Below are 18857 nucleotides of genomic sequence, written 5' to 3' on the forward strand. Positions count from 1 at the left end.
GCAGCCGGGTCCGGCCGGGGCAGCCGGGTCCAAGCGCGGGCGGGCGGGGACGGACGCGGCCGGGGCGAGCGTCGCGGTGACGGGCGGCAGCGGCCTCGTGGGCAGCCGTCTGGTGCGACGATCCTGCTCGACCACCGCGAGAGCCGGCGTGCCCGCCGGCGCCGCGGCCGATCCCGGTCAGGCCGGCCGGACGATCCGGCGAATGGCCGCCTCCCCGGCACCGTAGATCGACTCCTCGCGGATGGTCGATCCCGGCCCCGGCGCGTGCACCATCATGCCGCCGCCGACATAGAGGCCCACGTGCCGGTCGTCGTCGAAGAAGAGGATCAGATCACCGGGTTCGATCCCGGCCGTCGTCACCGGGGTGCCGGCCAGGGCCTGCTCGTGTGCGGCGCGCGGCAGCACGACACCGGCGGCCCGCCACGCGGCCTGGGTGAGGCTGGAGCAGTCGTACGAATCCGGCCCCGTCGCCCCCCACACGCACGGCTTCCCGATCTGCGCCCGGGCGAACGCGATCGCCTTGGAGACGCGCAGCGTACGAGGCGACTCCGGTACCGGAGCGCCGGCGAGGGCGGTCGCCGGAGGCGGGGTGCTGGTGAGGCCGGTGGCCGGAGGCGGGGTGAGGCCGGCGTCGGCAGCGGCGGGATACGCGAGGGAACCGGTGTCGACGACGGACGCAGGGGGTGCCGCGTACCCGAAAGTGCCGACGGGTGCGGGGGGTGCCGTGTACGCGAAGGTGCCTGTGTCGGTCGGCATGTCGACGATGGGTGCGGGGGGTGCCGTGTACGCGAAGGTGCCTGTGCCGGTCGGCGCTTCGAGGGGGGTGGGCGGCAGCTCGGTGACCGGTGCCGGGGCCGGCGGCATCCCGACCGCCTGCGCCGGCAGGGCGTGTTGGGTGGTGTGGCGGGTGAGGAGTTCACCGGCGGTGGCGAGTTTGTGCCGGCCGGCCGTCTTGGCGACGGCGGGGGAGAAGCCGCCGGCCCCCGCGGCACCGGGCAGCGGCCTCGGCACCTGCATCCGGTGGCCCTGGGCGGGCGATGACGCGGGCGCCGGGAGGAGGGCCGTCTCCGAGGGGACGCCGGCCACCGCTCCCGGCTCCCCGAGGCCCGGCAGGCCCATCGCGCCGCCGGGGGACGTCGGTTGCGGAACGCCCGGACCCGTCGGCACCGCCGCCGGAGCACCGATCAACTCCGCCGGGGAGTAGGTGAGTCGAGAGAAGCCGACGGCGGCTGGCGGCACCTCGGGCAGTCGGTCCACGGTGAGCCCCGTCGGCAGTTCGGCCGCGGTGCCTCCGCTCGGCAGCACACCCATCGCGCCTCCGCTCGGCAGCACACCCATCGCGCCTCCGCTCGGCAGCGCACCCATCGCGCCCCCGGTCGGCAGTTCGGGCACCGCGCCGCCCCCGGCCGGCAGCGCCGCCACGGCGCCCCCGGCCGGCAGTTCGGCCACCGCGCCCCCGGCCGGCAGTTCGGCCAACGCGCCGCGGGGGCCCCGCTCCAGGGCCTGGGGCGCCGGATCGGACGGCCCCGGCCCCAGGGCCGCCCGCTCGCCGCCCCCAAGCGCTCCACCCCCGTTCCGGTCCGGCGAAGGGGCCGGGGCGGCCGGCAGCTCGGGCCTCCGCTCGGGCATCGGCGCCGGCAGTCGGTCGGCGGGCAGCACGGCGGGCACGGTCGGGCCGAGCGCGCCGCGCGCCGTGTCGAACCACTGCCGGGCGATCTCGTCGAGTGCCGGATCACCGCGCCGGCCGGGCCTCTTGGCCAGCGGAACACCCCGTGAGCGCGACCGCAGGGCCATGGCCCGGGTCGCGTTGAAGTTACCGGTGTCGTTCTCCGCCTGGTTGTACAGGGAGTCGATCCGCTGCCGAACCTCGTCGCGGCTCTCCGGCGCCATGGAAGACGTGCTCCTTCCTTGCCCCGCAGGGCAGTCGGACGGCTCACCGGGGCAGTGCCGGGCGGCGGCCTCGCGACAACCTAGCCAACGTGTGTGCCTCGTGTGAAGGTTGAGGTGTGAAATGTCCGATACGTATTCGTGATGTTCGCAGTGACGTTCGACAGGGAAGGGGTGATGGCCATGGTTTCCTGTGATCTCCCGGTGAATTCGTGATTCCGTTGAACACAGTGGCGACGCCCTCCGTATGACGCCGGGGAACTCCATGTCCGACCGGCGCTCACACACAGGGGACGACCTTGGTACGCAACAGGCGCAGACGCCCGACCGGCGCACGACGCGCGACCCTCGCAGCGGTCGCCCTGATGCTGGGCGGAGCCGGGCTCGTCGCGGCGAACGTCTACGCCTCGGCCTCCGAGGGCTGGGGCGACGGATCCGGCACGGATTCCGCGGCACACGTGCTGTCCACCGGCATGCCGACCATCGACTGCCCCGACGTCGGCAGCCGGCTGACCGCCGTGCCGGACGCGGCGCGTTCGGATGTCGACCGCGAACTCGCCCTGCTCGACCAGCAGACCGCGGAGTCGTACCGACAGCTCCAGCAGTGGAGCCGCGACGGTGGCCGGGACGGCGACTCCGCGGACGACACGATCATGAACCCGCTGGAGGAGAAGCGGTCGGCGTCGCTCGGGCGGATCGGCGACGCCATCGACCGGGCGGGGGAGCGGCCGCAGGGCCTGGACGACCTGGCCCCCTGCACGTTGCGCCCCGGCGACAGCGCCCAGCCCACGGCCGCCCCCAGCGACGGCACCCAGCCGGGTGACGGCCAGGGCCAGGGGCAGAACGGCCAGGGCCAGGGCCAAGGGCAGGGCGGCGCGGGCCAGGGCGGCAACGGGCCCGTCGTCTCCGACTACGTCGACATCACCGGCGTACAGCCCGACGCGCAGGCGCCGCCCCCGCAGGCCGACGCCTCGCGCGGCACCTTCACCTCCGACTGCGGTGTCAACGCGAACGGCCTGTTCAACTCCGACAACGTCATCGTCGCCCCCGGTGTCTCCAACGGCGCCCACCACTTCCACGACTACGTCGGCAACCAGAGCAACACCGCCTTCGCCAGCGACGAGGACCTGGCGAACGCCGACACGAGCTGCGTGGACCAGGGCGACAAGTCGACGTACTACTGGCCGGTGCTCCGTCTCCAGAACGGCACGCAGGAACGCGACGCGGGAGCCCCGGGCGGCGGCACGGAAGGCAACGCGGGCCAGATCGTCACGCCCAAAGAGGTGACCCTGACCTTCGTCGGCAACCCGCGCGGCCAGGTCACCGCCATGCCGCGCCTGCTGCGCATCATCACCGGCGACGCCAAGGCGTTCGTCAACGGTCCCGGCAACGCCAACGCGTCCTGGAGCTGCACCGGTTTCGAGGACCGGCAGCTGAAGGACAAGTACCCGCTGTGCCCGCAGGGCAGCGACGTCGTGCGCACCTTCCGGTTCCAGAGCTGCTGGGACGGCCGCAACATCGACAGCGCCAACCACCGCACCCATGTGGCCTTCGCCGCCCAGGACGGCTCCTGCCCGGCCGGTTTCCAGCCCATTCCGCAGCTGGTGCAGCGCATCGTCTACGACGTGCCCGCGCCGAGCGTCGCGGACGGGGGCCGTACCGTCCCGCTGTTCGCGGTCGACTCCTTCCCCGAGCAGCTGCACAAGCCCGTCACCGACCACGGCGACTTCATCAACGTCTTCGACGAGGACCTGATGCGCGAGATGGTCGACTGCATCAACTCCGGCCGCACGTGCGGGCCGGACGCCGCCGGCGGCGGTGGCAACGGTGACGGCAGTGGCGGCAACGGTGACGGCAGTGGCGGCAACACCGGCACCGGTGACGGCAGTGGCGGCAACACCGGTGACGTGAGCGGCGGCAACACCGGCGATGCCGGTGGCAACGGGGGCGACGCCGGCACCAACGGTGGTGACGGCACCGGCAACGGCGATGACACCGGCACCGGCAACGGCGACAACGGCGGCACGGGTACCGGCAACGGCGACGACGCCGGCACTGGTACCAGTACCGGCACCGGTGACGGCAGTGGCACCGGAGACCACACCGGCTCCGGCACGGGCGCCACCGAGGAAACCGGTGAACCCGGTGGGAACGTCACCTCCGCCCCGGCGCCGACGGCCTACCGCCCCGCCGAGGCGCCGAGGACCGACGCGACGACCTCCCAGGGCCGGACCACCAAGCACCACTCGGCCGACAAGCGCGAGTCGTCCGACAGGCCGGTGCCGGTCAAGTCGGCCGGGACCGCACCCACGTCGGCTCCGTCCGCCCCGGCCGGATCGGCGTCCGCAGCGGCCGAGGGCGGCGCCGGAGACACCGGTGGTCCCGCCGCCCAGGCGGGGGCGGAGACCCAGGCGCAGGCGACCCAGGGCGGTCTGGCGGAGACCGGGGCCCAGCTGTGGCCCGCCGCCATCGGCACGCTGCTCGCCCTGTCGGGCCTGTTCATGCTGCTGCGGGCCAGGCGCATGCGCTACTGACCGGCACACGTGACGGCGGCCCGGCGCCCGGCGCCGGGACCGCCCTGGACCGCCTTGGACCGTCCCCTGGGCCGTCCTGGACCGTACGAGTACGGCGGCCACCCACCCCAGGGGTGGCCGCCGTACCACGTTTCCGCACCCTCCACCTTGTGGGAGCGCTCCCAAGCGATCGAGGATAGGGGCATGCCGTTTCTGGAACAGGCCCCCGTGATCCGGCCCTACCGTCCCGCCGACCGCGATGCCGTCGCCGACGTCTGCGTCCGCACCGCGCACGCCGGCGGCGACTCCCGGGCGATCTACCCCGACGAGCGCCTCATGCCGTCGATCTTCGCCGAGCCGTACAGCCACTTCGCCCCGGACCTCGCCTTCGTCCTGGACGACGGCACCGGCCGGGCCGTGGGATACATCCTCGGCACCGCGGACACCGAGCGCTTCGTCGAGGACTTCCGGCGGACCTGGATCCCCCGGCTGGCCGGCCGGTACCCGGAGCCCGCCGGACAACCGCGCACGCCTACCGAGGAGATGATCCGCCTCCTGCACCACCCGGAGCGGATGCTCGTACCCGAACTCGCCGGCTACCCCGCCCACCTGCACATCGACCTGCTGCCACGCTGGCAGGGGCGAGGGCACGGCCGCCGCTTGCTGCACACCTTCCTGGACGCCCTGAGCGGACTGGGCGTCCCGGCGGTCCACCTGGGCATGGTCACCGCCAACACCGCCGCCCGCGCGTTCTACGACCGGGTCGGCTTCCACGAGATCCCGGTCGCGGACGCCGGCCCGCTCACCTATCTGGGCCGGGCCACGAGCCGGGACTGAGCGGGGCGCGGGCGGCCGGCCTCAGGAGAGTGCGAGGGTCTGCTTGGCGAGGTCGTAGGCGGGCCGCATCTCCTCGTGCTCCTCGGTGTCCATGCCGCCGAGGTGCAGGACGACCGGGCCGTCGGGCGTGCTGACGGCGAAGGCGCTCTCCTTCTTCGTCTCCTCCAGGATCTTGCTCGTGTAGAGGTACTCCACCTCCACCGCGGCGAGGCCGCCACCGGTCTTGAAGGAGCGGTACCGCGGCTTGCTGACGTTGTCCTCCGCGGCCACGAACCCGCGCAGCACGCTGCCCGCGTCCGCGTCGCCGGGCTTGCCGGTCCACACGCGCAGGAAGCCGATGTTGCCGGCGGGCTTGGCGTCGACCTCGCAGGCCGTGGTGACCGGCCCCTGGCGGAGGAGCGCCTCGGCGAGCGCCCCGCTCAGGTCGCCGTCCTCGCCCTTCGAGGATTCGGACAGCTCCTTCCCGGCGTCGATCGACTTCGCCTTCCAGTGCCGCGCGATGTCGAACCTGACGGGCAGCTCACAGGCGGAACCGGCCGGTCCGATCGTGCCGCCGCGGGCCGCCGCCGTGCCCTTGGCCGCCGCACCGTCGGCCGTCGTGTCCTTGGCGCTCGCCGACACGTCCGCGGACTTCTTCCCGTCGTCGTCCGCCGATCCCGCGCACCCGGCGAGCACCGCCGCAAGTGCCGCCGCGACGAACATCCGGCCCCCGACCGTCCCCACCCTGACCTGCACTGCTGTCTCCCTCTCGGTTCAGAGCCGCAACTGTAACCGAGGGCACCTTCAGCGCCGGGCGCGATTTTCCGGCCGTACGTCCCGGGCCCACCGGCCCCGGCTCATTCCGTCTCGCGCCGTGCCAGCAGGAACAGGTGCGGCTCGGGCACGGCCTCGGGATGGGCCGGGGTGAACACCGCCTGCTCCTCGGACAGCACCGTCAGGCCCGCCTCGGTCACCAGGCGGGTGAACGCCTCCGCGGTGAAGCTGGTCACCCGGACCGGCTGCCCCATGAAGACCGCCTCGACCTCCTCCACGTCCAACGGAACGGTGGCCAGCGCGACCAGGCCGCCGGGCCGCACCGCCCGGGCCAGCCGCGCCACCACGGCCGTCTGTTCGGCGCGCGTCATCTGCAGCAGCGAGAAGTAGCCGCACACAGCGTCGAACGAAGCCTCCGCCAGCGGCGTCTCACGGATGTCGGCGAGCCGGAACTCGGCCCCGGGCACCTGCCGGGCGGCCAGGTCGACCATGACGGGGGAGACGTCGACGCCCAGTACCCGGTGGCCGGCCTCGGCGAGGGTCTGTGCGGTCGGCCGTCCCGTGCCGCTGCCCACGTCCAGCACCCGGCTGCCCGGCGCCAGCAGCTCCAGCAGCCGGCCGAGCGACGCCCGGTGCGGCGCGGAGCCGGCGAACGCCCGCTCGTAGGCCGGCCCGAGCGCGTCGAACACCACGGCGGCCGGTGCCCGGCGGTCCTCCTCGGCCACGACAGCTCCTCCCGTCCTCCCCTGGGGCCCGCCCCTCGGCGGCCCCTCACGACACCCGCGGCAGCCCGCCGTTTGCAAGCGGCGGCGGACGCACGGCAGGGTGCCGCATGTGCCTACCCTGCTGATCGTCCATCACACGCCCTCGCCCAACTGCCAGGCGCTGTTCGAAGCCGTCGTGTCGGGCGCCACCACCCCGGAGATCGAGGGCGTCCGCGTCGTACGGCGGGCGGCCCTGTCCGCCACCGCCTCCGACGTGCTCGAAGCCGACGGGTACCTGCTCGGCACACCCGCCAACCTCGGCTACATGTCCGGCGCCCTCAAACACTTCTTCGACCAGATCTACTACCCCTGCCTCGACGAGACCCGGGGCCGCCCCTTCGGCTTCTACGTCCACGGCGGCAACGACGTCACCGGCGCGGTCCGCGCCATCGAGACCGTCACCACCGGCCTCGACTGGCGCCGGACGGCCGAACCGGTGACCGTCACCGGTGAGCCCGGCAAGGCCGACACACAGGCGTGCTGGGAACTGGGCGCCACCGTCGCGGCGGGCCTGATGCCCGACGCCTGAGCGGCCCGCCCCCCGCGCGGCCCCCGGAGTGGCCGATCGCCTCGTCCGGCGGCCGGCCCGTTCCGCGTGGCGTCAGGTCCCGTCGCCGTGGTGTGGTCGGTGCCTGGGCGGCCTTCCGCGGGACGGCCGTACCCGTGTAAGGCCGTCCGCGACCTGGCCGCTCGCGTGTGGGGCCGTCCGCGACCTGGCCGCTCGCGCGGGGCCGGCGTCCGTGGTGCGGCTCGTCCGTGCGCGGTCAGTGGCAGCGGCGGGCCGCCGTGCTGTCGTGCCGGTGCCAGACGGCGTCGACGACGCGGCCGTCGGGCAGGGTGTGCCGGGCCGGGCCCCGGTCGGGGGCGAAGCCCGCGCGGGCCAGCGCCCGCCGGCTCGCGGTGTTCCCCGGCTCGGCCCCGGCCCGCACCGTGACCAGCCCGGCATGGGTATGGGCCAGCTCCACCCCCGCGCGGAACAGCTCCGCGCCCAGGCCCCGGCCCCGGCAGTCCGGCGCCAGCCAGCCGCCCATCTCGCCCGTCACATGGTGGAGTTCGAGACCGCCGGCGTAGCTGAGGTCGGACCGGCGCACGCAGACGAGGAAGAGCGGATCGTCCGGGCCGGGCGTGTACGGCTCGGCCAGCACACGGGGGATCCGGCGGCCGTCGTCGCCTGCGGGCCGCCAGGCCAGCAGGGCCCGGCGGGTGTCCGGGTCGGGCAGCACCTCGTCCGCCTGGGTTCCGAGCCAGCGCTGCGCCTCGGTGTCAGCGCTCGCCGCGAGCCCCGCCGCCACGTCCAGGCGGGTCCGCGGCGTGAACAGCAGCAGCCGCTCGGTGGCCAGCACGTGCCGGCCGGGACCGCACCGCCCCGGCCGGGGGAGCCCGGACGCGGTCCGGCGGCGGATCAGCGACCAGACCATGGGGACCCCTCGGCGGTACGGCGCGCACGGCGGACACGGGGCCCGTGTCACCGGAACCGTCCGGCCGACGGGTGCGGACGGCCCGCACCCGCGGTGAATCTAGCGGGTCGCGGGCCGGATGCCGTAAGGGGGGCGCGGCCTGTCGCCGGCCGGGGCGGACGGCCCCCTCGGGGCGCGGCTCAGCCGGCCTGCTCCTGCGAGCCGGGCTTGGGACGGGTGCGGGTCCAGGACGGGTCGGCGGCCGGAGCGGGGACGGGGTGCGTGGTGGGGTGCATGGCTGTCCTTCGGACGAGTGGGGGATGGTCCGGGGGCGGTGATGGGGGAGGGCACAGGGCCGGCCGGGGCCTCGCGCGCCGATGCGGACGAGGCCCCGCCCGTGCCGGTGTGGCCGCCGGCGGACGGTCAGCGGACGGTGGGGAAACCGCCTCTGCCGCCCGGAGCGGTGCCGGCGGCCGCGTGCCCGCGGGGACGGGGACGGTCGGCGGAGCCGGGGAGTGGGGCCCCGGAGGCGAGCCGGCCGGGGCCGTGGGGCCCAGGGAGTCGACCAGGACGCTCGCCTCCGGGTGGTCCGGGGACCCGGTCCGGGGCCGGCAGCCGGTGCGGTGACCGCCCGCCGTCCGGTATTCGGCCGGGACGTGCCACGGCGTCCGCCGCCCGGTACCGCGGCGCCACCGCCACCAGGAGCAACTCCCCGCGCCGCCAAGCGAGATGCGCCGGTCTGTGCTCGTCGCCCGCCGGGGGGAGCGGTCGGTGGGGCGGTCGGGGGAGGGAGGACGGAGCCATCGCCGTGCGCCTTTCGTCCGGCCTCGCGAGGGGGTTGCGGGTCTCCGGCCGGCCGCTCGGGCAGCAGACGTCCCACCGCCTGCCCGGAGACGGTGGTGGCGGCCGGTCTCCCCAAGTCGGCCACGCCGCCCGCTCCGTGGATCGGCTGGAGCAGTAGGTCCACTTTGGCACCAGCCAACCTGACACCGCAACCAGCAAGTTGAAATTTTCAATTGGCCAAGTGCATGCTGCATCCGCCAGAACGTGATCGAATGGGCGGGGAAACCGATCGCGTGCGAGGGTGATCCCGGGACCTGACGAGGGGGTGGGCGTGACCGCGGAGACCGACTGGGGCGGTGCCCCTTCCGTGCTGCGCATGATCCTCGGCAGACAGCTGGAGGAACTGCGCACCCAGGCCGGCCTCAGCTATGCCGAGGCGGGCACGGCCATCGGCGTCAGCCACTCCACGATCCGGCGCATGGAAGCCGCCAAGGTGGCGCGGCTGCGGCTCGCGGACGCCGAGAAACTCCTACAGGTCTACGGCGTCACCGACCAGGAGGAGATCGACACCTTCCTCCAGTCCGTGCGCGAGGCCAACAAGCGTGGCTGGTGGCACGCGTACCGCGACGTCATGCCCGACTGGTTCGCCGCCTATCTCAGTCTGGAACAGGCGGCCGTGCAGATCCGCGCGTACGAGAACCAGTTCGTGCACGGCCTGTTGCAGACCGAGGACTACGCCCGCGCCCTGCTCACCGCGGCCCACCCGCACGTGCCCGCGGAGGCCGCCGAACGCCGCGTCGCCCTGCGCATGCGCCGCCGGGAACTGCTGGCCAGGCAGGCGCCACCACGCCTGTGGGTGGTGATGGACGAGACGGTGCTGCGCCGGCCGGTCGGCGGCCCCGAGGTGATGCGCGCACAGATCGACCACCTCATCGAGGTCGGCCGGCTGCCCCACGTCACCGTGCAGCTCATGCCGTTCGCCAACGGGCCGCATCCCGCCCTGTGGGCCGGCGCCTACCACCTCTTCCGGTTCCGGGCCCGCGAACTGCCCGACATCGCCTACCTGAACGGTCTCGTCGGGGCGGTCTACCTCGACAAGGCCGACGAGGTCGTCGTCTACCGGGAGGCCCTGGACCGGCTGAGCGCCCAGGCCGCGTCCGGCAGGAAGACCGAGTCCCTGCTGGCCGCGCTGCGCAAGGAGTGGTGACCCGTCGACCCGCACTCGCCGCCCGCACCCGCGCCCCGCTCCGCGCTCGCCGACGCGAGCCCCGACCCCCGACTCGAATGGGAGACACGGCGTTGCCCGACAACGGATGGCCGGCCGATCGCATCGACACCGAGAACGCCCACTCCGCCCGCATCTACGACTACATACTCGGCGGCAAGGACTACTACCCCGCCGACCGGGAGGCGGGCGACGCCATGGCCCGGGAGTGGCCCGCGCTCCCGGTCCACATGCGTGCCAACCGCGACTGGATGAACCGCGCCGTGCGCTGGCTCGCCCAGGAGGCGGGCATGCGCCAGTTCCTGGACATCGGCACCGGCATCCCGACCTCGCCCAACCTGCACGAGATCGCGCAGGCCGTGGCGCCGGAGTCGCGGGTCGTCTACGTCGACAACGACCCGATCGTGCTCACCCTGTCCCAGGGGCTGCTGGCCAGCGCCCCCGAGGGCCGGACGGCGTACCTGGAGGCCGACTTCCGTGACCCGGCGGCCATCCTGGACGCCCCCGAGCTGCGCGAGACGCTGGACCTGAACAGGCCCGTCGCCCTCACCGTCATCGCGATCGTGCACTTCATGCTGGACGCGGACGACGCGGTCGGCGTCGTGCGCCGGCTGCTGGAGCCGCTGCCCTCCGGCAGCTACCTCGCGATGTCCATCGGCACCGCAGAGTTCGCCCCCGACGAGGTGGGCCGGGTCGCCCGGGAGTACGCGGCCCGCAACATGCCGATGCGGCTGCGCACGCTGGACGAGGCCCAGCAGTTCTTCACGGGCCTGGAGCTGGTCGGGCCCGGCATCGTCCAGGTGCACAAGTGGCACCCCGACGGCAACGGCGAGCAGGGCATCCGGGACGAGGACATCGCCATGTACGGCGCGGTCGCCCGCAAGCCGTGACAGACCCGGGGCCGAGGTCCGAACCACCTCCCGGACCTCGGCCCCGCCTCCGCCTCTGCCGGAACCGGAACGACCGGAAGGCAGCGGCAACTTGTCCGGAACTCGGCACAACCTTTCGCGTGCCTCATGTGCCGCCGATTCCCCCGGAAAGAATGCGGAAGGAAGCGGAACCAGGCCGCGGGAAATGCGGTCTTACGGTCCGTCGGCGGCCGTGATCAGACCGGCCGCGAGGAGTCCGGGGGGAACGTGAGACATGTCCGTCCGTAGCCGCAGGACCCCTCGCCGGGTCACGCTCGCCCGGGGTGACGGGCCGCACGCGCAGGTCGGCCGGACCGACGTCCAGTCCGGCCCGAAGACCCTGAAGATCACCGACCCGAAGCCGGCCGGCTGACCTGGGGGACACCGGGTGTGGGTCCCGCCCCGCCCCATTCGGGGCGGGGCTCGCGCTCGCCGCGCCGGTCAGCCGTGACCGTGCGGGTGGTAGGACCGCGGCAGCGGCATGCTGCGGTCGGCCATGACCCGGCGCACCCGGTCTGGGTAGTCGGTGATGATCCCGTCGACGCCCTGGTTCATCAGCGCCTCGACGGTCGCCGGGTCGTCACAGGTCCAGGGCACCACCTTCAGTCCCCGGGCGTGCGCCTCCGCGACCATCGCCGCGTCGGAGTAGAACCGGAAGCCGGGGTCGCCGACCTTGCCGGTCCGCGGGAAACCGTAGTTGGGGGAGAGGGTCGTGACGCCGGGCAGGGTCGCGGCCGCCCGGACGAAGTCCCCGCCGTAGTCGTCCGCGTCGATCCCGCCCAGCCACGGGGACGCGCCGGGCCGGCCGACCTCCAGGAAGTCGTAGTTCGTCAGCGCCACCAGCGGCCACTCGGGCGCCAGCCGGTGCATCACCCGCAGCGCGCCCCAGTCGAACGACTGGATGGTGACCTGCCGCTCGATGCCCGAGCGGTGGATCTCCTCGTACACCCGGCGGACGAACACCTCTCGCGGCGCGGTCTGTTCGGGCGCACCGGCCTCCACCTTGGTCTCGACGTTCAGCCTCACGCCCCACGCGCGGTAGCGCCTGACCAGGTTCAGCACGTCCTTCAGCTCCACCATCCGGAAGCCCTTGACGACCTCCTGCTCCGGGAAGCCGGGCAGCTGACGGTAGCCGCAGTCCAGTGACTCGACCTGGCTGAGCGTCAGGTCCTTGATGTACTTGCCGACGTACGGGTACATCGGGTCGCCGGGCGTCACCGGTCCGGTGTCCCGGCACTTGACGCCGCTGATCTGCCGGTCGTGGTTGACGACCACCTTCAGGTCCTTGGTGATCTGGGTGTCCAGCTCCAGTGTGGACACCCCGAGCCGCATCGCCTTGCCGAAGCCCTCCAGCGACTCCTCGGTCGTCATACCGAGGCCGCCGCGGTGCGCCTGGAGATCGAAGCGGGCCTGGGCGTGCCCGCCCGGCGTCGCGTGCCCGCCTGGCATCGCGCCTGGCGTCGGGTGCCCGCCCGGCGTCGCGTGCGCGGCCGCCGGGGACAGCAGCGCCGGGAGCAGGGACAGGCCGGCGAGCAGACGCCGTACCGCCGGGCGGCCGGGCAGCTGTCGTGCGGCCGGGTGTCGTACGGCCATCGGTACCTCACTCGGGTCGGGGGCGCGTGCGCCCGTCGTCAGGCAGCGGGGTCGAAGGGGATGCCCGACGGCATGGAGCGCGCCAGCGCGTACGAGAAGTCCGCGTCCTTGATCTTGATGGTGGCCGCCCCGAAGTCGGCGCTCAGCAGCTTGTCGCGGTAGCCCGCGGGATAGCCGTTCCAGCCCACCAGGCGCGGGTAGAACCAGCCGCCGGTGGCGTTCTCCGGCGGCTCGTCGTTCGTGTTCGCGAAGCGGAAGCAGTGCGTGGAGACGCCGTCCTTGTGGTACACGATCTTCGGGTGGGTGCCGTCGAAGCGCACCGCGGACCGGCTCGCCACCTGGTAGCCGGAGTGCTGGGACACCGAGACGTACTGGACCGTGTCGTCCTTGACCCACACCACGACGTGCTCCCAGTCGTGGGTGTGCCCGATGGCCGCGGGCCCCAGGGTCGCCTGGTCCTTCTCGAAGTAGCTGGCGTACATCACCGCGCACCAGCCGTTGTTGCACTTCTCGCGCGAGTAGGTGTTGGCGTTCGCGAGCTGGGCGTAGTCGTGGCAGTGGCCGTTGACGTCGCCGCCCAGCCGCAGGCCCGGGTTGATCGTGCCGTCGCTGCCGATGGCGGCCGTGGCGTAGCAGCCGTCGCCGTCGTAGTCGTAGGCGGGGGAGAAGGTCTGCTCCAGGCCGTCGGCGTTCTGCGGCAGCAGCCGCAGGACGCTCGCACCGGCGGTGCCGGGCGCGGTGAGGACGAGCGCGAGCGCGCCGAGGGCGGCGGCGAGCGCGGAGGTCAAGTGACGCACGGGGGCTCCCTGTTGTCGAGGCGCCGCAGATTCTCGCAACGCCCCGGCAGGGCGGGCCACCCTCCGAACTGAACATTGCCGCAAAGCCGGTTGAACACCGGCGTGGATACGGTCGAGGTGTGTGAGGCCGTGGTGCTGATCTCCGGAGGCCGTGCCGTCCCCCCGTGACGGTGGTGCGGCCGGTGCTCGGCTGTGCCGGGGTATCACCAGCGCCGGAGTCGCACCAGCGCCGGGGGCCACACGCGCTGGTGTCCCAGGCGTACGGGGTCTCACGCGGGCCGGGGTCTCACGCGGGCCGGGCTCTCACGCGTACCGGGGTCTCACGCGTGCTGAGGTGTCACCTCGTGCCAGGGGGCGCACCCACCGGGGCGGCGCATCCGGCGGTATGGCTCACCCCGGGATGGCTCACCCGGCGGTATGGCTCAACCCGGTATGGCTCACCCGTGCCGGAGCGTGTCGCCGCGGACGTGGTGGCGGCGGCGCTCGGCCGGGGTGCGGTGCAGGGCGATGAGCGCGGCGTCGTCGCCGAGCCGGCCGCCGGCGTGGGCGAGCAGATCACGCCGCAGGTGGTGCACCAGCGCCTCGGGGCTGTCGTCGGTCCACCGCGCGACCCGGTCGTCGAGCGGATAGAACCGGCCGCGCTCGTCCCGGGCCTCCACGACCCCGTCGGTGTAGAGCAGCAGCGTGTCACCCGGCTCGAAGGAGAACACGTCCAGGGTGTGGTCGGCACCGCTGTACACCCCGAGCGGCGGCGACGGGTGCAGGCTCGGCACCGTGACGACGTGGCCGGGGCTCAGCAGCAGCGGCGGCGGATGGCCGCAGCTGGTCATCCGGGTGACGGGGTCCCGGTCCGGGATCTCCACCAGCAGCGCGGTGGCGAACCGCTCCCCCTCCTCCTCCGGGGACTCCAGCTCGGCCGCGTAGCGGGTGATGCTCTGGTCCAGCGTGGCGGCCAGCTCGGCCAGCGGGATGTGCCGGTGCGCGCTCTCCCGGAAGGCGCCGAGGAGCAACGCCGCCTCGCCGATGGCGGGCAGGCCCTTGCCGCGGACGTCACCGATCAGGACGCGTACGGCGCCGTCGCTGAGGGCCGTGGCGTACAGGTCCCCGCCGATCTGCGCCTCGTCCTCCGCCGCCAGGTACAGCGAGGCGATCCGCAGCGTGCCGATCTGCTCGGGCAGCGGCCACATCAGGACGTGCTGCGCGGCCTCGGCGACGTTGCGGACCTGCGCCAGCTGTGCCTGCCGGCGCTCGCGCAGCGCGCTGTAGATGATGGTGAGCACCACGAGTACCGAGAGCGTGATGATCTGCACGATGTGGTTCGTGGTGCCGATCCCGCCGTGGTGGACGCCGATGAAGATCTGCGCGCCGACCGCCAGGGCGCCGATGCAGGCCGTGGAGCGTGGACCGGCGATGGAGGGGGTGAGGGCGGGTGCGATCACGAGGGCCGGCCCGAGGTGGATGTCGTTGGGGGTGCGCAGGTCCACCACCGTGATCACCACGATGAGCGTGACGGGGAACAGCAGCAGCGCGTGGACCGACTGCCATGGCGGCCGCAGGCCCGCGCGCCAGATCCCGGACTCCATGCCTACCAGCGTGCGCCCGGGCGGAGGGGGCGGCCACTTGCCACGGAAGCGGGCCGTGGAAGCGGGGCCGCCGAAGCGGCGTACGTCACACGGAAGAATTGGAATCGGGCATTCCGGACGGCTCTTCGATTCCCGAATATCGGACAGTGATCGTGCCACCTTCGTTTGATGGATGAAAGCGCGCCATTCTCCATTAGAATGCTTGCTGTATCGACTGTATGGCCTGTGAAATTAAGGTCCTTGCGGGATGGTCTGAGTCATCCTCAACCGAATTCGCAGCATTTAGCGTCTTGTGTCATGACACAGACGGCGATGAGGCCGGACGCCACCGACGCGGCATCCGGCGACGGAGTGCGGGGCAAGGGCCTCGGCGGCAATTCCATCGGCCTGCTGGGCAGCGCGGTCATCGGCGTCTCGACCGTGGCCCCGGTCTACTGCCTCACCTCCACGCTCGGCTCCACCGCGGGCGAGGTCGGCCTGCACATGCCGGCCGTGTTCCTCGCCGGCTTCCTGCCGATGCTGCTGGTCGCCTTCGCCTACCGGGAGCTGAACAAGGCGGTGCCCGACTGCGGCACCTCGTTCACCTGGACCGTCAAGGCGTTCGGGCCGCACGTCGGCTGGATGTGCGGCTGGGGCCTGGTCATCGCCACCGTGATCGTGCTGTCCAACCTCGCCGGAGTCGCCACCTCCTACTTCTGGCTGCTGGCGGGTGAGATCACCGGCAGCGGCACGGTCGCGGACCTCGACGGCGACAAGGCCGTCCACATCCTCACCTGCCTGGCTCTGATCGCTGCCGCCACGGCCATCAGCTATCGCGGCATGACCACGACGAAGGGCGTGCAGTACGCGCTGGTCGGACTCCAGCTCGTGGTGCTCGCCCTGTTCGTCGCCCTGGCCCTGCACCAGGCCCGCACCGGCGCCTTCCCCGGCCACGCCGACTTCTCCTGGTCCTGGCTGAACCCGTTCGCGGTGAAGTCCTTCGCCTCGTTCAGCGCCGGCCTGTCCCTGTCGATCTTCATGTACTGGGGCTGGGACACCTGCCTGACCGCCAACGAGGAGACCGTCGGCAGCGAGAAGACGCCCGGCCGCGCCGCCCTGATCGCCATGGTCGTCCTGGTCGGCTCCTACCTCACGACCGCCGTCGCCGCGCAGATGGCCGTCGGTTCCGGCACCAGGGGACTGGGCCTGGCCAACCCGGCGACCTCCGACAACGTCTTCGCCGCCCTGGCCGGCCCGGTCATGGGCCACGCCCTCGGCATCCTGCTCTTCGCCGCCGTCCTCGCCTCGGCCGCCGCCAGCCTTCAGACCACGTTCATCCCGGTCGCCCGCACGGTCCTCGCCATGTCGACGTACCAGGCGCTGCCCGCCTCCTACGCCCGCGTCCACGAGCGCTTCCGCACCCCCGGCCGGGCCACCGTCACCGCCGGGGTCGGCACCGGTGTCTTCTACGCGGTCATGTCACTGCTCAGCGAGCACGTCCTGGTCGACACCATCTACGCCCTCGGCCTGATGATCTGCTTCTACTACGCGCTCACCGCGTTCGCCTGCGCCTGGTTCTTCCGCCGCGACCTCACACGCTCCGCCCGTGACGCCCTCTTCAAGGGCCTCTTCCCGGTGCTCGGCGGCCTGCTGCTCACCGCCGTGTTCGGCAAGACGCTCTACGACATGTGGAACCCGGCCTACGGCAGCGGCTCCGCCGTCCTCGGCGTGGGCTCGGTCTTCGTCATCGGGGTCGGCCTGCTGCTCCTCGGCCTGGCGATCATGCTGGTGATGCGGCGCCGCAGCCCGGCCTTCTTCCGCGGCCAGGTCCTCACCGCCGGGACGCCGGCACTCGTCGTGGAGGAGTGAACCTCCCCGCGCGCGCTGTGTCGGTGGCAGCGCGCCGGGTACCCGTACTGCCCCCGGGGCCACTCCGGCCGCCCGGGGCCGCAGGGTGCCGAATGGAGAGGCCATGACGCAGAACGGGGAGGAAACCTCGCCCCTCCGGCGACCGGAGGTCACCGGACTCCACCTCGCCCCGGACGGGCCGGGCCGTCAGGCGTGCACACCCATGCACGAGCCGACGGCACTGCCACAGGACCGCAGCCAGGCGATCCTGGAGGCCACCAAGCAGATCGGCGCCATCCTCAAACGCGCCGGCCACCCCTTCGCGCTGGCCGGGAGCGTGGCGGTCTACGCCCACGGCGGCAGCCGCTACCTCCAGCACGACGCCGACTTCGCCATCCTGCCCGACGACGCCGACGCGGTGGCCGGCACCCTGCGCAAGGCCGGCCTCGACGTCCGGGTCCCGCCGGAGGACTGGCTGCTGAAGACCACCTGCCACGGGCAGAACGTCGACATCATCTTCGCGCTGGCACACCAGCCCGTGACCCGGGACATGCTGGACCGGGCCCATGTCCTGCCGGTCGACTCGGTGCTCATGCCCGTGCTGTGCCCGACCGACCTGATCCACAGCCTGATCAGTGCCTTCTCCGAGCACTACTGCGATTTCGGGTCGGTCCTGCCGGTGGTCCGCGCCGTCCGCGAGAAGGTCGACTGGGACGTGGTCCGCGCGGCCTGCGGCGACCAGCCCATGCCCGCCGCCTTCCTCTTCCTCCTCGAACGGCTGAACGTGATCGACGCCCAGGAGGACCAACCATGACCGACACCAGCCCACCGCCCCCGCCGACGGCAGGCAACCTGGACTACCTCGTCGCCCACCTCGCCGACCACCTCGCCTCCGGAGACCTCGGAGAACTCGGTGTGCGGCTCGAACTGCGCGGCGACGCCGTCCTGCTCACCGGCACCGTGCCGTCCACCCGGTGCCGGGACGACATCCTGCGCATGGCGCGGGAGGAACTGGCGGGGCACCCGGTCCACAGCGACCTGCTCATCGCCGGGACCTCCTCGCCCGACCACGGAGAGGACCTGACATGATCCGCGTCGCGGCCGTCGGGGACATCCACATGGGCCCCGAGAGCCAGGGCACGCTCCGCCCCTCCTTCGAGACCCTGCCGCGGTGCGCCGACGTCCTGCTGCTGGCCGGTGACCTGACCCGGCACGGAACGCCGGAGGAGGCCGCGGTCGTCGCCCGGGAGATCAAGGATCTCGGGGTGCCGGTCGTCGCCGTGCTCGGCAACCACGACCACCATGACGAGCGTCCCGAGGAGGTCGCCGCGATCCTCCGGGACGCGGGGGCGCACGTCCTCGAGGGGCAGGCCGCCGTCGTCACCGCAGACGGCACCCGGATCGGGGTCGCCGGCACCAAGGGCTTCGGCGGCGGGTTCGTCGGCCGCTGCGCCGGGGAGTTCGGCGAGCCGCTCATGAAGGAGTTCGTCCGCTACACCCGTCGGTGCGCCGACGCGCTGCACGGCGCCCTGGAGAGCCTTGGGGAGCGGGATTGCGACGTACGGATCGCACTGACCCACTTCTCGCCCGTCCCGGACACCCTGGCCGGGGAGCCGCCGGAGATCTATCCGTTCCTCGGCAGCTACCTGCTCGCCGAGGCGATCGACACCGGCGGCGCCGACCTCGCGGTGCACGGGCACGCCCACGCGGGCACCGAGCACGGCATGACCAGCGGGGGCGTGCGCGTGCGCAATGTCGCCCAGCCGGTGATCGGACAGGCCTTCCACGTGTACCACCTGCCCGGCCGACCCGGCTGACGCCGGTCGGGGCGTGGGGCTGTCGTGCCCAGGGCTCTGCCTGGCCCGCGTGGGTGGCGCCGGGCGGGGTGCGTCAGGCCGCTGTACCCAGGTGCCCGCTCGGCATGAGTGGCGCCGGTCCGGGGGCCCATCGGGCCGCCGAACCCAGGGCCGTGCCCGGTCGACGTGGCTGA

Annotated in this window: 17 protein-coding genes; 10 read left to right on the forward strand and 7 right to left on the reverse strand. The window is 73.1% G+C overall.

Annotated features, from left to right (window positions below; all coding sequences use genetic code 11):
• Nucleotides 1–177: 177 nt before the first annotated feature.
• Nucleotides 178–1890 carry a C40 family peptidase gene (locus JK361_RS05865; RefSeq protein ID WP_236052507.1) on the reverse strand — a complete coding sequence of 571 codons (1713 nt, stop codon included), beginning with the start codon at nucleotides 1888–1890 and terminating at the stop codon, nucleotides 178–180.
• Nucleotides 1891–2252: 362 nt separating this feature from the next.
• Here JK361_RS05865 and JK361_RS05870 point away from each other — a divergent pair, with 362 nt between their 5' ends.
• Nucleotides 2253–4421 (forward strand): DUF1996 domain-containing protein, encoded by a 2169-nt coding sequence (locus JK361_RS05870; protein ID WP_201814997.1) that lies wholly within the window; start codon nucleotides 2253–2255, stop codon nucleotides 4419–4421.
• A gap of 183 nt (nucleotides 4422–4604) precedes the next feature.
• Nucleotides 4605–5237: a GNAT family N-acetyltransferase gene (locus JK361_RS05875; RefSeq protein ID WP_201814574.1), complete on the forward strand. Its 633-nt coding sequence runs from the start codon at nucleotides 4605–4607 to the stop codon at nucleotides 5235–5237.
• Nucleotides 5238–5258: 21 nt separating this feature from the next.
• On the opposite strand, the gene JK361_RS05880 is transcribed toward JK361_RS05875, so the two are convergent.
• Both JK361_RS05880 and JK361_RS05885 read right to left on the reverse strand, forming a co-directional pair.
• Nucleotides 5259–5972 (reverse strand): lipoprotein, encoded by a 714-nt coding sequence (locus tag JK361_RS05880; RefSeq protein WP_201814575.1) that lies wholly within the window; start codon nucleotides 5970–5972, stop codon nucleotides 5259–5261.
• A 101-nt stretch (nucleotides 5973–6073) separates the two neighbouring features.
• The gene (locus JK361_RS05885) at nucleotides 6074–6715 is read right to left on the reverse strand and encodes a class I SAM-dependent methyltransferase (RefSeq protein ID WP_201814576.1); all 642 of its coding nucleotides are present in this window, start codon (nucleotides 6713–6715) and stop codon (nucleotides 6074–6076) included.
• A 109-nt stretch (nucleotides 6716–6824) separates the two neighbouring features.
• On the opposite strand from JK361_RS05885, the gene JK361_RS05890 reads away from it, so the two are divergent.
• Nucleotides 6825–7283 carry a flavodoxin family protein gene (locus JK361_RS05890; RefSeq protein WP_201814577.1) on the forward strand — a complete coding sequence of 153 codons (459 nt, stop codon included), beginning with the start codon at nucleotides 6825–6827 and terminating at the stop codon, nucleotides 7281–7283.
• A 235-nt stretch (nucleotides 7284–7518) separates the two neighbouring features.
• Here the strand turns inward: JK361_RS05890 and JK361_RS05895 are convergent, their stop codons facing one another.
• Nucleotides 7519–8172 (reverse strand): GNAT family N-acetyltransferase, encoded by a 654-nt coding sequence (locus JK361_RS05895; RefSeq protein WP_201814578.1) that lies wholly within the window; start codon nucleotides 8170–8172, stop codon nucleotides 7519–7521.
• A gap of 1093 nt (nucleotides 8173–9265) precedes the next feature.
• Between JK361_RS05895 and JK361_RS05900 the strand changes: the two genes are divergently transcribed.
• From JK361_RS05900 to JK361_RS05910, 3 genes are all read left to right on the forward strand, one after another.
• Nucleotides 9266–10141, forward strand: a complete 876-nt coding sequence (locus tag JK361_RS05900; RefSeq protein WP_201814579.1) for a Sco1979 family transcriptional regulator — start codon at nucleotides 9266–9268, stop codon at nucleotides 10139–10141.
• Between the two features lie 92 nt (nucleotides 10142–10233).
• Nucleotides 10234–11049, forward strand: a complete 816-nt coding sequence (locus JK361_RS05905; RefSeq protein ID WP_201814580.1) for an SAM-dependent methyltransferase — start codon at nucleotides 10234–10236, stop codon at nucleotides 11047–11049.
• A gap of 253 nt (nucleotides 11050–11302) precedes the next feature.
• A complete protein-coding gene (locus tag JK361_RS05910; protein WP_201815050.1) occupies nucleotides 11303–11440 on the forward strand; it encodes a hypothetical protein in 138 nt (45 codons plus the stop codon).
• Nucleotides 11441–11508: 68 nt separating this feature from the next.
• Here the strand turns inward: JK361_RS05910 and JK361_RS05915 are convergent, their stop codons facing one another.
• The 3 genes from JK361_RS05915 to JK361_RS05925 all read right to left on the reverse strand — a co-directional run bounded on the left by JK361_RS05915 (nucleotide 11509) and on the right by JK361_RS05925 (nucleotide 15040).
• Complete coding sequence (locus JK361_RS05915; RefSeq protein WP_201814581.1) at nucleotides 11509–12660, reverse strand: glycerophosphodiester phosphodiesterase family protein; 1152 nt, start codon at nucleotides 12658–12660, stop codon at nucleotides 11509–11511.
• A 38-nt stretch (nucleotides 12661–12698) separates the two neighbouring features.
• Nucleotides 12699–13457, reverse strand: a complete 759-nt coding sequence (locus JK361_RS05920; protein ID WP_201814582.1) for an NPP1 family protein — start codon at nucleotides 13455–13457, stop codon at nucleotides 12699–12701.
• 437 nt (nucleotides 13458–13894) lie between these two features.
• Complete coding sequence (locus JK361_RS05925) at nucleotides 13895–15040, reverse strand: PP2C family protein-serine/threonine phosphatase (protein WP_201814583.1); 1146 nt, start codon at nucleotides 15038–15040, stop codon at nucleotides 13895–13897.
• Between the two features lie 297 nt (nucleotides 15041–15337).
• Here JK361_RS05925 and JK361_RS05930 point away from each other — a divergent pair, with 297 nt between their 5' ends.
• The 4 genes from JK361_RS05930 (at nucleotide 15338) to JK361_RS05945 (ending at nucleotide 18684) form a co-directional block, all read left to right on the forward strand.
• Complete coding sequence (locus JK361_RS05930) at nucleotides 15338–16888, forward strand: APC family permease (protein ID WP_201814584.1); 1551 nt, start codon at nucleotides 15338–15340, stop codon at nucleotides 16886–16888.
• Nucleotides 16889–16991: 103 nt separating this feature from the next.
• A complete protein-coding gene (locus tag JK361_RS05935) occupies nucleotides 16992–17681 on the forward strand; it encodes a hypothetical protein (RefSeq protein ID WP_201814585.1) in 690 nt (229 codons plus the stop codon).
• On the forward strand, nucleotides 17678–17956 hold the full coding sequence (locus tag JK361_RS05940) for a BON domain-containing protein (protein ID WP_201814586.1): 279 nt from the start codon (nucleotides 17678–17680) through the stop codon (nucleotides 17954–17956). The genes JK361_RS05935 and JK361_RS05940 overlap by 4 nt, the downstream gene beginning before the upstream one ends.
• Nucleotides 17953–18684 carry a metallophosphoesterase family protein gene (locus tag JK361_RS05945; RefSeq protein ID WP_201814587.1) on the forward strand — a complete coding sequence of 244 codons (732 nt, stop codon included), beginning with the start codon at nucleotides 17953–17955 and terminating at the stop codon, nucleotides 18682–18684. Before JK361_RS05940 ends, JK361_RS05945 begins: the two co-directional genes overlap by 4 nt.
• Nucleotides 18685–18857 lie beyond the last annotated feature (173 nt).

This window comes from Streptomyces musisoli (assembly GCF_016741855.1).
Taxonomy (GTDB): domain Bacteria; phylum Actinomycetota; class Actinomycetes; order Streptomycetales; family Streptomycetaceae; genus Streptomyces; species Streptomyces musisoli.

Excerpts from the sequence above, each read along its gene's own strand:
- JK361_RS05875 (WP_201814574.1), top strand. The coding sequence starts at position 4,605 with ATGCCGTTTCTGGAACAGGCCCCCGTGATCCGGCCCTACCGTCCCGCC.
- JK361_RS05925 (WP_201814583.1), bottom strand. The coding sequence starts at position 15,040 with ATGGAGTCCGGGATCTGGCGCGCGGGCCTGCGGCCGCCATGGCAGTCG.
- JK361_RS05940 (WP_201814586.1), top strand. The coding sequence starts at position 17,678 with ATGACCGACACCAGCCCACCGCCCCCGCCGACGGCAGGCAACCTGGAC.
- JK361_RS05865 (WP_236052507.1), bottom strand. The coding sequence starts at position 1,890 with ATGGCGCCGGAGAGCCGCGACGAGGTTCGGCAGCGGATCGACTCCCTG.
- JK361_RS05915 (WP_201814581.1), bottom strand. The coding sequence starts at position 12,660 with ATGGCCGTACGACACCCGGCCGCACGACAGCTGCCCGGCCGCCCGGCG.
- JK361_RS05930 (WP_201814584.1), top strand. The coding sequence starts at position 15,338 with ATGACACAGACGGCGATGAGGCCGGACGCCACCGACGCGGCATCCGGC.
- JK361_RS05910 (WP_201815050.1), top strand. The coding sequence starts at position 11,303 with ATGTCCGTCCGTAGCCGCAGGACCCCTCGCCGGGTCACGCTCGCCCGG.
- JK361_RS05870 (WP_201814997.1), top strand. The coding sequence starts at position 2,253 with ATGCTGGGCGGAGCCGGGCTCGTCGCGGCGAACGTCTACGCCTCGGCC.
- JK361_RS05945 (WP_201814587.1), top strand. The coding sequence starts at position 17,953 with ATGATCCGCGTCGCGGCCGTCGGGGACATCCACATGGGCCCCGAGAGC.
- JK361_RS05935 (WP_201814585.1), top strand. The coding sequence starts at position 16,992 with ATGACGCAGAACGGGGAGGAAACCTCGCCCCTCCGGCGACCGGAGGTC.
- JK361_RS05895 (WP_201814578.1), bottom strand. The coding sequence starts at position 8,172 with ATGGTCTGGTCGCTGATCCGCCGCCGGACCGCGTCCGGGCTCCCCCGG.